The following is a 12,834-nucleotide window of genomic DNA, read 5'->3' on the forward strand; positions in this document are numbered from 1 at the left end:
GCGGCAACCGAATGACCGCCGTCAGCCCGCCTCCCGGCGTCTCCTCCAGGCTCAACTGCCCGCCCAGCCGCTGACAAGCTTCGCGGGCAATGGTCATCCCCAACCCGACTCCACCGGAATTGCGATTGCGCGAGCCTTCCAGCCTGAAGAACGGCTCGAACACCGCTTCACGCTTGTCGGCGCTGATGCCCGGCCCGTGGTCGATGACGCGGATGGTCACCTGGTCACGGGTGTCCTGGATGTCCACCAGGGTGGCGCCGCCGTAGCGCAGGGCGTTGTCCACCAGGTTGCTGATGCACGAGCGCAGGGCCATGGGCTGCACCTGCAGGGGCGCGCAGGTGCCCTTGGCCTGAATGTCGGCGCCATGGTCCTGGGCATTTTCCACCAGCGATTCCACCAGTGCCTGCAGGTCGTACCATTGCAAGGCTTCGCTGGTGCGCTGTTCGTGCAGGTAGGTGAGGGTGGCGTCGAGCATGCCGATCATGTCATCCAGATCCTGGCGCATCTGGCCTTGCAGCTTCTCGTTATCGATCTGCTCCAGGCGCAGCTTGAGTCGCGACAACGGTGTACGCAGGTCGTGGGACACGGCGCCGAGCATGCGTGCGCGCTGCTGCACCTGTTCGCGGATGCGCTCCTGCATGCGGTTGAAGGTATGCGCGACCTGGCGAGCTTCCAGCGGGCCGGTTTCCTCCAGGGGCGGGGCGTCCAGGTTTTCGCTGAGCCGCTCCGCCGCTTCACTGAAACGGCGAATAGGCCGCGACAACGCCTTGGCACCGAACCAGGCGGCCACTACCAGGGTAATCAGCTGGAACATCAGCGGTACCATGGGCCCGCCGAACAGCGGCGGCGGTGGCCGACGCTCTTCCTGGCGCAGTTTTTCCAGTTCAGCGCGCGCTTCGGGCGTGGGGTTTGGCTCCAGCTCGGCGCGGCGCTGGGCCAGCGCTTCGCGAAGCTCTTCGCGGTGAGGCGGCGGCGGGAAGCCGTACTGCTGGAACCACAGGAAAGCCAGCAGGTGGGCAAAGATGATGGCAATCAGCGATACACCGAACAGACGGGCGAACAGCGTATCAGGGCTGCGCATCAGCCAATGTCTCGGGCATCGAACAGGTAACCTTCACCGCGCACGGTCTTGATCAATTGCGGTGCCTTGGGGTCGTCGCCCAGCTTCTGGCGCAGGCGCGAGACCAGCAGGTCGATGCTGCGGTCGAAGGCTTCGATGGAGCGGCCGCGGGCGGCGTCCAGCAGTTGTTCACGGCTGAGCACGCGGCGCGGGCGTTCCAGGAATACCCACAACAGGCGGAATTCAGCATTGGACAGCGGCACCACCAGCCCATCGGAGGAGATCAGCTGGCGCAGCACGCTGTTCAGGCGCCAGTTGTCGAAGCGCACGTTGGCACGCTGCTCGGTGCGGTCGTCACGCACGCGGCGCAGGATAGTCTGGATACGGGCCACCAGTTCGCGCGGTTCGAACGGCTTGGCCATGTAGTCGTCAGCGCCCAGCTCCAGGCCGATGATGCGGTCGGTCGGCTCGCAGCGCGCGGTCAGCATCAGGATCGGAATGTCGGATTCAGCCCGCAACCAGCGGCACAGCGACAGGCCGTCTTCGCCGGGCAGCATCAGGTCCAGCACCACCACGTCGAAGTTTTCTTCCAGCAGCGCCTGGCGCATGCCTTCACCGTCGCTGACACCCAGGGCGAGAATGCCGAAGCGCGCCAGGTAGTCGATCAGCAGCTCGCGAATCGGTACGTCGTCATCCACGATCAGGGCACGGGTATTCCAGCGTTTGTCATCGTCGCCGACGAGGGTCTTGCTGGCATCGCTGAGGGGGAGCGGGGTGTTCTGCATGCTTGCGTTCATCTGCCTGGTATTGCTGCCAGCCACGGCGACGGGGCCGCGTCATTTACCCATAAGGTAAGCGTTCGCCCGGCGGGCTGGTAGTCATGTTCGGATTGGGAGCGGCGAACGAGGGTTACTCGCGGGCGTGTCGCTGGAATGTCGTCTATGTATCGGTCTCGATACAATTGGCTACATTTTCCCGATTTCGATCTGGAGACAGCTCTACATCGGCATTCTTTACGATTTCTTTATACCTGTATGCTGCTTTCAGTCTCGTTCCTTTACGCAGTGTTTTCCGACAATACCGACGAATGGCTGGCTTCCCCCCCCGTGGCTTTTCGGTTGACGCCGAACCCCGCAAGGGGCGCAGGGAAGCGGCCTTTTCGTGTATCGAACGAGGAGAAACGGCATGAACGTTCTGGACGGGGTGGCCTTGCTGCTGGCAGCAGGGCTGTTTGTGTATCTGACCCTGGCGCTGTTACGCGCCGATCGCAACTAGGAGCGGCCATGCACAGCTATGACTATGGGCTGCTGGTGGCGTTCCTGGCCCTGGTGCTGGTTCCGGCACCGTTCCTGGGGCGGTTCTATTACAAGGTGATGGAAGGCCAGCGCACGTGGCTGACGCCCATCCTCGGCCCGGTGGAGCGTGGCTGCTATCGCCTGGCGGGCGTCGATGCCAATGAAGAGCAGAGCTGGCAACGCTACACCCTGGCACTGCTGGCCTTCAACCTCGCCGGCTTCATCGTGCTGATGGCCGTGCTGTTGTTTCAGCAGTATCTGCCGGCCAACCCGCAACACCTGCCGGGCATGGAGTGGACCCTGGCGTTCAACACCGCGGTCAGCTTCGTCACCAACACCAACTGGCAGGCCTACAGCGGCGAAGCATCCCTGAGCTACTTCAGCCAGATGGTTGGCCTTACCGTGCAGAACTTCGTCAGCGCCGCCACCGGCATCGCCGTGCTGGTTGCGTTGTGCCGGGGTATCGGCCGGCGTTCGGCGAAGACCTTGGGCAACTTCTGGGCCGACATGACCCGCGCCACCCTCTATGGCCTGTTGCCGCTGTGCCTGGTGCTGGCCCTGGTACTGGTCTGGCAAGGCGTGCCGCAGACCTTCATGCATTACATGGATGCCGTCACTGTGCAGGGCGCCGACCAGGTTATTCCCCTGGGCCCGGCGGCGAGCCAGATTGCCATCAAGCAACTGGGCACCAACGGCGGTGGCTTCTTCGGCGTCAACTCGGCGCACCCGTTCGAAAACCCCACGGCCCTGAGCAACCTGCTGGAAGTGGTGTCGATCATCCTGATCCCGGTGGCGCTGGTGTTTACCTTCGGCCATTACGTGAAGGACATGCGCCAGAGCCGGGCAATCATCGCCTGCATGTTCGCCCTGTTTCTGATCGGTGGTGGGGTGGCGCTTTACGGCGAGTACCAGCCCAACCCGGCCCTGCAAGGCGCGCAGATTGAACAGACTGCACCCCAGGAAGGCAAGGAGGCACGTTTTGGCACCACGGCTTCGGTGCTGTGGGCCGTGACCACCACAGCCGCCTCCAACGGCTCGGTCAATGCCATGCACGACAGCCTCAACCCGCTGACCGGCATGGTCGCGCTGGTGAACATGATGGTCGGCGAGGTGATCTTCGGCGGCGTCGGCGCCGGGCTCTATGGGATGTTGCTGAACGTGCTGACGGCGGTGTTCCTGGCAGGGCTGATGATCGGCCGCACCCCGGAATACCTGGGCAAGAAAATCCAGGCCACCGAGGTCAAGCTGCTGGTCGTCACCCTGCTGGTCATGCCCATCGGCGTGCTGGTGCTGGGCGCCATCGCCGCCAGCCTGGCGGGGCCGGCATCGGCAGTCAGCAACCCGGGGCCCCACGGCTTCAGCCAGTTGCTGTACGCCTACACCTCGGCCAGTGCCAACAACGGCTCGGCGTTCGGCGGTTTCAGCGCCAACACCGCGTTCCACAACCTGATGCTGGGGCTGGGCATGCTGATCGGGCGCTTCGGCTACATCCTGCCAATCCTGGCCCTGGCCGGCAGCCTGGCACTGAAGAAGACCGCACCGCTGGGCGCGAACAGCTTTCCTACCCACGGGCCGCTGTTCGTCACCTTGTTGACCGTGACGATCTTGCTTGTAGGCGGGCTGACCTTCCTGCCGACCCTGGCCCTGGGGCCGATCGCCGAACACTTGAGCCTGGGTTTCTGAGGACATGACCATGAATATGCCGATCCCTGCTGTAAAACCGGCGGTCGCCAGCACCACGCAGAAAACCGCCTTCGCCGCCCTGTGGCGGCCGGCGCTGGTGCAGGCCTTCGTCAAGCTCGACCCGCGCCAGTTGCAGCGTGCGCCGGTGATGCTGGTGGTGGAACTGACCGCCATACTGACCACGGTGCTGTGTTTCCTGCCCGAGGCCGGCGTCGGCACGGGCGTGGCGGTGCAGATCGCCCTGTGGCTATGGTTTACCGTGCTGTTCGCCAACTTTGCCGAGGCCTTGGCCGAGGGGCGCGGCAAGGCCCGCGCCGACAGCCTCAAGGCGGGCAGCCAGGGCCTGAGCGCACGCCGCCGCGAGGCGGGTGGGCAGTTCCAGACCGTGCCCGCCGCCAGCCTGCGCAAGGGTGACGTGGTGCGCGTCGAGGCCGGGGAAATGATCCCCGGTGACGGCGAGGTCATCGAAGGCATCGCCGCCGTCAACGAAGCCGCCATTACCGGGGAGTCGGCTCCGGTGATCCGTGAGTCGGGCGGCGACCGCTCGGCCGTCACCGGCAATACCCGGCTGGTGTCGGATTGGTTGTTGGTAAAGATCACCGCCAACCCCGGTGAGTCGACCCTGGACCGCATGATCGCCTTGGTGGAGGGCGCCAAGCGCCAGAAAACCCCCAATGAAATCGCGTTGGACATCCTGCTGATCGGCCTGACCCTGATTTTCCTGCTGGTGGTGGTCACCCTGCAGCCGTTCGCCCACTTCGCCGGTGGCAGCCTGCCGCTGGTGTTCCTGGTGGCCTTGCTGGTGACGCTGATTCCCACCACCATCGGCGGCTTGCTCTCGGCGATTGGCATTGCCGGCATGGACCGACTGGTGCGCCTGAATGTGATCGCCAAGTCGGGCCGCGCGGTGGAGGCCGCCGGTGACGTGCACGTGTTGCTGCTGGACAAGACCGGTACCATCACCTTCGGCAACCGTCGTTGCACCGCCTTGTATGCCGCCCCGGGCGTGACCGCCAAGGAGCTGGCCGAAGGCGCGCTGCTGGCCTCGCTGGCCGACGACACTGCCGAAGGCAAGTCCATTGTCGAGTTCCTGCGCCAATTGCATAGCCTGGCGGAGCCTGCTGGCCACGAACTCACCGCGGTGCCTTTCAGTGCCGAGACGCGCCTGAGCGGCGTCGACCATGGCAAGCATGTGTACCGCAAGGGCGCGGTGGACTCGCTGCTGGCCTTCGTCGGCCTGCAGCGCCTGGAGATGCCCGCCGCATTGGCCCGTGAGGTGGACAAGATCGCCCAGAGCGGCGGCACACCGCTGCTGGTGTGCCGCGACAAACGCCTGCTGGGTGCCATTCACCTCAAGGACGTGGTCAAGCCCGGCATTCGCGAACGCTTCGCCGAACTGCGCAAGCTGGGGATCCGCACCGTGATGGTCACCGGCGACAACCCGCTGACCGCCGCCGCCATCGCCGCTGAAGCCGGGGTGGACGACGTGCTGGCCGAAGCCACGCCAGAGAAGAAGCTGGCGCGCATTCGCCAGGAGCAGGACGACGGCCGTCTGGTGGCCATGTGTGGCGACGGCGCCAACGACGCCCCGGCCCTGGCCCAGGCCGACGTGGGCATGGCCATGAACGACGGCACCCAGGCAGCGCGCGAAGCCGCCAACATGGTCGACCTGGACAGCGACCCCACCAAGCTGCTGGACGTGGTGCAGATCGGCAAGGAGCTGCTGGTGACCCGTGGCGCCCTGACCACCTTTTCCATCGCCAACGACGTGGCCAAGTATTTTGCCATCCTGCCCGCGCTGTTCGCCGCTATCTACCCGCAATTGGGTGTGCTCAACGTGATGCACCTGGCCAGTCCGCAGAGCGCGATTTTGTCGGCGATTGTTTTCAACGCGCTGATCATCGTCGTGCTGATCCCCCTGGCCCTGCGCGGCGTGCGGGTGCAGGCAGCCAGTGCCGCGCACCTGTTGCGCCGCAATCTGCTGATCTACGGGCTGGGCGGCATCGTGGTGCCCTTCGTGGGCATCAAGCTGATCGACCTGTTGCTCACCGCACTGCACCTGGTATGACCGCCTGGAGGAATGAATGATGTCGACTTACTTGCGTCCGGCCCTGAGCCTGGTTGTATTGATGACCCTGATTACCGGCGTCGCCTACCCGCTGGTGGTGACAAGCGTGGCCCAGGTGGCTTTCCCCGACCAGGCCAATGGCAGCCTGGTGCGTGACGAAAGTGGCAAGGTGCGCGGTTCCAGCCTGATCGCGCAGAATTTCACCGGCGAGCAATGGTTTCACCCACGGCCCTCGGCCGGGGACTTCGCCACCGTGTCCAGCAGCGCCAGCAACCTGGCGCCCAGCAACCCGGCCCTGGCCACCCGCATCAAGGACGATGCCGCCAAGCTCCAGGTGGCCGGCCAGGGGCCAGTGCCCATGGCCCTGCTGACCACGTCTGGCAGCGGCCTGGACCCCCACTTGCCGCCGGCCGCGGCCGACTACCAGGTGGCGCGCATTGCCCAGGCCCGGCAGTTGCCGGAGCCTGCGGTGCGGCAACTGGTGGCTGAGCACACCGAGCGCTCGCTGTTCGGCCCACCCGTGGTCAACGTGCTGGCTTTGAACCTGGCCCTGGATCGGCTACCTTCAGCGCAATGAGGGTAGGGTGCGTGCAATCCCTCCACACACTGATTTCTGCCTTGTCGAGTACCTGTGATGAGTGACGCTGTACGCGCCGACGCCCTGCTGGCCCAACTGCCCCGCAATGGCCGTGGCCGGCTCAAGGTGTTCCTGGGGGCCGCCCCCGGGGTGGGCAAGACGTATGCCATGCTCCAGGCCGCCCACGCCCAGGTTCGCCAGGGCGTGAAGGTGCTGGCGGGGGTGGTGGAAACCCACGGCCGCGCTGAAACCGAAGCGCTGCTGGGCGGCTTGCCACAGCAGCCTCTGGTGCGCTCGCGCTACCGTGGCGTGACCCTGGAAGAAATGGACCTGGACGGCCTGTTGCAGGCTGCCCCTCGCCTGGTGCTGGTGGACGAACTGGCCCACAGCAACGCCCCCGGCAGCCGCCACGCCAAGCGCTGGCAGGACATTCAGGAGCTGCTGGCGGCCAACATTGACGTGTACACCACGGTCAACGTTCAGCACCTTGAAAGCCTCAACGACCAGGTGCTGGACATTACCGGCGTGCAAGTGCGCGAAACCCTGCCCGACTGGGTGCTGCAGGAAGCCGATGAACTGGTGCTGATCGACCTGCCGCCGCGTGAATTGCTGGAGCGCTTGCGCGAAGGCAAGGTGTATGTGCCGGAGCAGGCCAGGGCCGCCATCGAGGCCTTCTTCACCCAGACCAACCTCACTGCGTTGCGCGAGTTGGCCATGCAGACGGCCGCCGCCCAGGTGGACGCCGACCTGGCCCAGGGCTACCGGCGCCTGGGCCAGGCTGCGCCAGCGCTACGCGGGCGTCTGCTGGTGGGTGTCGATGCCGATGCCCAGGCCGAACGCCTGGTGCGCCACGCCAGCCGCGTGGCCGAGCGCAGGCACTTGCCCTGGACCCTGGTGCATGTGGACACCGGCAAGGGGCGAGACGAAAGCGGCCGTCAACACTTGCAGAATGCCCAGTTGCTGGCCGAGCGCCTGGGCGGTGAAGTGGTGGTGCTGCGGGCCGCGGAAGTGGCCAAGACCCTGATCCAGCACGCCGCCGAGCGCCGCGCCAGCCTGGTGCTGGTGGGCCAGTCGCGGCCGTTGCTGCGCCGGCGCCTGTTCGGCGGGGGCCTGGGGCCGCGGTTGTTGCGTGATACCCATGGCCTGGAAATCAACGTGCTGGACCGTGACCAGGCGCGGCCATTACCGCGCACCCGCGGGGCCGGGGAGTGGGTGTGGTTCGACTACCTGCTGGCACTGTTCGCGACCATCGCCGCCAGTGGCCTGGCCTCGGCGGTGGCCAGCGTGCTGGCGTTGCCGAACATTTCCCTGGTGTTTCTCGCCGCGGTGCTGCTGGTGGCGGTGCGCAGCAGCCTGGGCCCGGCGCTGGTGTGCGCGGCACTGTCGTTCCTATCGTATGACTTTCTGTTCATCCCGCCGACGTTCTCCCTGACCATCTACCGCGAAGAAGACGTGCTGACCCTGCTGTTTTTCCTGCTGATGGCGGCACTGACCGGCAACCTGGCGGCCCGCCAGCGTCGACAGTTGCAGGCATTGCGGGACACCCAGGAAGAAACCGGTGAACTGCTCGACCTGTCGCGCAAGCTCACCGCCGCTACCGACCGCCAGGCCGTGCTCACTGCCGCCGCCCAGCACCTGCAGGGTTGGCGGGATTTGCAGGTGTGGGTGTTGGAGCGCGACGGCGACCATGGCTGGAAAGACCCTGGCGGCCATGCCGTGCCCCTTGCCGACACCGAGCGGGCCGCCGCCGATTGGGCCTGGCAGCACGACCAGCCGGCGGGCATGGGCACCGGCACATTGCCCGCCGGGCGCTGGTGGTGGCTGCCAGTGTCGGCGCAGGCGCGGCCGCTGGCCTTGCTGGGTGTGCGCGAGCGCGAGGGCCGGCCCTTGAGTGTGCAACGCCGGCGCCTGCTGGCGGCGCTCAGCCAGCCGCTGGCCCAGGCGCTGGCGCGGGCGCAATTGGCCCAGGACCTGGAAGCGGCGCGTTTGCATGGTGAGACCGAGCAATTGCGCAGTGCCTTGCTGGCCTCGGTGTCCCATGACCTGCGCACGCCCCTGACGGCCATGCGCGGCAGCATCGACAGCCTGCTGGCCCTGGGCGAAGCCATTCCCAGGGCCGACCGTGAGGAACTGCTGGAAGGCACCCGCGATGAAGCCGAGCGCCTGGACCGCTACATTCAGAACCTGCTGGACATGACCCGCCTGGGCCATGGCGCATTGAAGCTGGCCCGCGACTGGGTGGCCCCGGCGGATATCGTCGGCAGCGCCCTGAACCGCCTGCGCGCGGTGCTGGCACCGCTGGAAGTCGTGGTCGATGTGCCGGCTGCGTTGCCGTTGCTGTATGTGCACGCCGCGCTGATCGAGCAGGCGCTGATCAACGTGATGGAGAATGCCGCGCGCTTCTCGCCCGCCCATGGCCGCCTGCTGGTCAGTGCCGCGGTTCAGGCCGAAGAATTGTGCCTGGCGGTCAGTGATCAGGGCCCGGGCATTCCCGAAGCCGAGCGGGCGCAGATTTTCGACATGTTCTACACCGCCGCCCGTGGCGACCGCGGCGGCCAGGGCACGGGCCTGGGCCTGGCGATCTGCCAGGGCATGATCGGCGCCCACGGCGGGCGCATTCTGGTGGATGACGGAGTGGATGGCCAGGGAACCTGCATCACTCTATGCTTGCCGCTGCAGACGCAACCGGGCCTTGAAGGTGAAGCCTTGACATGAGTCAGACCGCAACGCTGCTGGTCATCGATGATGAGCCACAGATCCGCAAATTCCTGCGCATCAGCCTGGCCTCCCAGGGCTACCAGGTGCTGGAGGCCGGTACTGGCGCCGACGGCCTGAGCCAGGCCGCCCTCGGCCGCCCTGACCTTGTGGTGCTGGACCTGGGCCTGCCGGACATGGACGGCCAGCAGGTGCTGCGTGAATTGCGCGAATGGACCCAGGTGCCGGTGCTGGTGCTGTCGGTGCGCGCCAGCGAGGCGCAGAAAGTCGAGGCACTGGACAACGGCGCCAACGATTACGTGACCAAGCCGTTCGGCATCCAGGAGTTTCTGGCCCGGGTAAGGGCGCTGTTGCGCCAGGGCTCGACGGCCGATGCCCCGGCGGGGCCGCTCAGCATTGGCGGCTTGCTGATTGACCTGGGTTTGCGGCGGGTGACGCTCGACGCCGTGGAGGTGTCGTTGACCCGCAAGGAATACGCGGTCATCGCGCAACTGGCGCGCTACCCGGGGCGGGTGATCACCCAGCAGCAATTGCTCAAGGATATCTGGGGGCCGACCCACGTGGAGGATAGCCACTACCTGCGTATCGTGGTGGGGCATATTCGCCAGAAACTGGGCGACGACCCCACGGCGCCGCGCTACCTCATCACCGAGCCCGGCGTCGGCTATCGCCTGCAGGCCTTGTAGGACCGGCCTCGCCCGGTCCTGCAAAAAGCAATAGCCGCTACGTGGCGCCCAGGCGAATGCGCTTGCGCGCACTGCGCACCAGGCGCACCAGCAGCATGGCCGCCGCGCAGGTCAGGCCCACGATCAAGCCTTGCCACAACCCGCTCGGCCCCGCTGGCGCGCCCAGCCAGTCGGTCAGGCCCAACAGGTACCCCACCGGCAAGCCGATGCCCCAATAGGCGAACAGCGTCAGCAACATGGTCACCCGGGTGTCCTGGTAACCGCGCAGCGCACCCGCGGCCGTGACCTGGATGGCATCGGAAAACTGGAACAGCGCCGCGTACACAATCAGCATCGCGGCGATGTGCAGCACCGCCGGGTCAGCCGTGTAGATGCGCGCGATGTACTCGCGGCCCAGGAACATCAGGGTCGCCGAGAAACAGGCGTAGGCCAGTGCCGTGGCCATGCCGATGCCGGCGGCGAAGCGGGCTTCGCGCGGCAGGTCGCGGCCCAGCGCCTGGCCTACGCGGATGGTCACGGCCATGCCCAGGGAGAAGGGGATCATGAACACCATCGAACTGATGCTCAAGGCAATCTGGTGCCCGGCCACCACGGTGGACCCGAGGCTGCCGATCAGCAAGGCGATGACCGCGAAGATGCTCGACTCGGCGAACACCGCGATACCAATGGGCAAGCCTATGCCCAGCAACCGCTTGATCACGCCCCACTGCGGCCACTGGAATTGCCCGAACACCGCTGCGTCGCGGTAGGCCGGTGCCCAGCGCACCCAGGCGGCCATGCCCAGCAGCATCATCCACATCACGCTGGCGGTGGCCCAGCCACAGCCCACGCCGCCCATGGCCGGCACACCCAGGTGGCCGTAGATGAACACGTAGTTCAGCGGAATATTCAGCGCCAGGCCGCACAGGCCCAGGACCATGCTCGGCCGGGTGCGGCCCATGCCGTCGCTGCAGCAGCGCAGCACGTGGTACAGCGCCACCGAGGGCAGGCCGGTGCCGATCCCGTGCAGGTAGCCCATGCACGGGCCAATGAGGTCGGGGTCTACCTTCATCAGGTGCAGCACGGGTTCGGCATTGAACAGCAGCAGGCTGGCCCCAAGGCCCGCTGCCAGGGCCAGCCACAGGGCCTGGCGCACCAGCGGGCCGATCTCACCGGGGGTAGCGGCGCCGTGGCGCTGGGCTACCTTGGGGGTGGTGGCCAGCAGGATACCGGTCATCAGCAGAAATACCGGCACCCAGATGGAGTTGCCCAGGGCCACGGCGGCCAGGTCACGTGGGCCGACCCGCCCGGCCATGACCGCGTCGACGAAGCCCATGGCAGTGTGGGCCAGTTGCGCGATGATGATGGGGCCGGCCAGGGCCAGCAGGGTGCGCAACTCCAGGCGCACGCGGGCGGCGCGGGTCCGGGGGGCGGTGATGTCGGTTGCAGCTGCGGTCACGGGGTGTCGTCCACTGTAAGGCGCGGAAAACCGCCCATTCTACGCCCTGACACGCAAGTCAGGAAACACCTGCCACAGTCAAGGTGACGGCAAGCGCGGCGGCGCCTAAACTGCCGCCCATACTGGGGAGCTTGCCATGCTGATTGTCGCTGACGAAAACATTCCACTGCTTGAAGAATTCTTTGCCGGTTTTGGCGAAATACGCCGGGTGCACGGGCGCAGCGTTGACGCAGAGGCGGTCAAGGATGCCGACGTGCTGCTGGTGCGTTCGATCACCAAGGTCGACCGCGCCCTGCTGGCGGGCAGCAACGTGCGCTTTGTGGGCACGTGCACCATCGGCACCGACCACCTGGACCTGGACTACTTCGCCGAGGCCGGTATCCGCTGGTCCAGCGCGCCAGGGTGTAACGCCCGTGGTGTGGTGGACTACGTGCTCAGCGCCCTGGTCACCCTGGCCGAGCTGGAAGGCGTGAGCCTTGCCGAGCGCACTTATGGCGTGGTGGGCGCGGGGCAGGTGGGGTCGCGGCTGATCCGCGTGCTGCGTGAGCTGGGCTGGCAGGTGAAGGTGTGCGACCCGGTGCGTCAGGCGGCGGAGGGCGGGGATTACGTCACGCTGGACGAGATCATCGCGCACTGTGACGTGATCAGTTTGCACACGCCGCTGACCAGGGCGGGCGAGCATGCTACCTGGCACCTGCTGGATGAAGCGCGCCTGGCGCGGCTGCAGCCCGGTGCCTGGCTGATCAACGCGGCCCGCGGGCCGATCGTCGACAACCAGGCGCTGAAAAACCTGCTGATCGAGCGCGAGGACGTGCAAGCGGTGCTGGATGTGTGGGAACACGAACCCAGCGTCGACGGCGAGCTGGCCGACCTGTGCGTGCTGGCCACCCCGCATATCGCCGGTTACAGCCTGGATGGTCGCCAGCGGGGCACGGCGCAGATCTACCAGGCCTATTGTGCCTTTCGCGGCGAAGCCCCGGGCATCCAGTTGGCTGATCTGTTGCCACCACCCTGGCTGGCCGAAGTAGCCCTCAACGGGCTGGCTGAGCCGGACCTGGCCATGGCCATGCTGTGCCGGGCGGTGTATGACCCCCGTCGTGACGATGCCGACTTCCGTCGCAAGCTGACCGACAACGACGCGCAGCAGCGCAGCGCGTTCGATGCGCTGCGCAAAGGCTACCCGACCTCCCGACGGGAAATCGAAGGGTTGCGTGTGCGGCTGGACGGTTATTCGCCCGACCTGCGCAAGTGGGTGCAGGCACTGGGCTGCGAACTGGTGTAACCGACCGCGCCGCTGTAGCGGCGCGCGCAA

The 12,834-nt window shown here is 66.4% G+C and carries 10 protein-coding genes; 7 read left to right on the forward strand and 3 right to left on the reverse strand.

What is annotated here, in order from left to right; all coding sequences use genetic code 11:
• On the reverse strand, positions 1-1,081 hold a 1,081-nt coding region (locus QBK88_RS03385; protein WP_277960917.1), incomplete at its 3' end, for an ATP-binding protein.
• Positions 1,081-1,845, reverse strand: coding sequence for a response regulator (locus QBK88_RS03390; RefSeq protein WP_027978584.1), 765 nt, complete (start codon positions 1,843-1,845; stop codon positions 1,081-1,083). The genes QBK88_RS03385 and QBK88_RS03390, both read right to left, overlap by 1 nt.
• A 400-nt stretch (positions 1,846-2,245) precedes the next feature.
• Here QBK88_RS03390 and kdpF point away from each other — a divergent pair, with 400 nt between their 5' ends.
• The 6 genes from kdpF to QBK88_RS03420 are packed head-to-tail and all read left to right on the forward strand — an operon-like array spanning position 2,246 to position 10,084.
• Positions 2,246-2,335: a K(+)-transporting ATPase subunit F gene (gene kdpF, locus QBK88_RS03395; RefSeq protein WP_158153717.1), complete on the forward strand. Its 90-nt coding sequence runs from the start codon at positions 2,246-2,248 to the stop codon at positions 2,333-2,335.
• 8 nt (positions 2,336-2,343) lie between these two features.
• A complete protein-coding gene (kdpA, locus tag QBK88_RS03400; protein WP_277960918.1) occupies positions 2,344-4,038 on the forward strand; it encodes a potassium-transporting ATPase subunit KdpA in 1,695 nt (564 codons plus the stop codon).
• A gap of 10 nt (positions 4,039-4,048) precedes the next feature.
• Positions 4,049-6,106, forward strand: coding sequence for a potassium-transporting ATPase subunit KdpB (kdpB, locus tag QBK88_RS03405; protein WP_277960919.1), 2,058 nt, complete (start codon positions 4,049-4,051; stop codon positions 6,104-6,106).
• 19 nt (positions 6,107-6,125) lie between these two features.
• Entirely contained in the window at positions 6,126-6,683 is a 558-nt protein-coding gene (gene kdpC / locus QBK88_RS03410) for a potassium-transporting ATPase subunit KdpC (RefSeq protein ID WP_277961128.1), read from the forward strand.
• A gap of 57 nt (positions 6,684-6,740) precedes the next feature.
• On the forward strand, positions 6,741-9,398 hold the full coding sequence (locus QBK88_RS03415) for a sensor histidine kinase (protein WP_277960920.1): 2,658 nt from the start codon (positions 6,741-6,743) through the stop codon (positions 9,396-9,398).
• Complete coding sequence (locus tag QBK88_RS03420) at positions 9,395-10,084, forward strand: response regulator (protein WP_277960921.1); 690 nt, start codon at positions 9,395-9,397, stop codon at positions 10,082-10,084. The genes QBK88_RS03415 and QBK88_RS03420 overlap by 4 nt, the downstream gene beginning before the upstream one ends.
• A gap of 37 nt (positions 10,085-10,121) precedes the next feature.
• Here the strand turns inward: QBK88_RS03420 and QBK88_RS03425 are convergent, their stop codons facing one another.
• Positions 10,122-11,522 carry an MATE family efflux transporter gene (locus QBK88_RS03425; RefSeq protein WP_277960922.1) on the reverse strand — a complete coding sequence of 467 codons (1,401 nt, stop codon included), beginning with the start codon at positions 11,520-11,522 and terminating at the stop codon, positions 10,122-10,124.
• 136 nt (positions 11,523-11,658) lie between these two features.
• On the opposite strand from QBK88_RS03425, the gene pdxB reads away from it, so the two are divergent.
• Complete coding sequence (gene pdxB / locus QBK88_RS03430; RefSeq protein WP_277960923.1) at positions 11,659-12,804, forward strand: 4-phosphoerythronate dehydrogenase PdxB; 1,146 nt, start codon at positions 11,659-11,661, stop codon at positions 12,802-12,804.
• Positions 12,805-12,834 lie beyond the last annotated feature (30 nt).

This window comes from Pseudomonas sp. RIT-To-2, from assembly GCF_029623465.1.
In the GTDB taxonomy this organism is placed as follows: domain Bacteria; phylum Pseudomonadota; class Gammaproteobacteria; order Pseudomonadales; family Pseudomonadaceae; genus Aquipseudomonas; species Aquipseudomonas silvicola.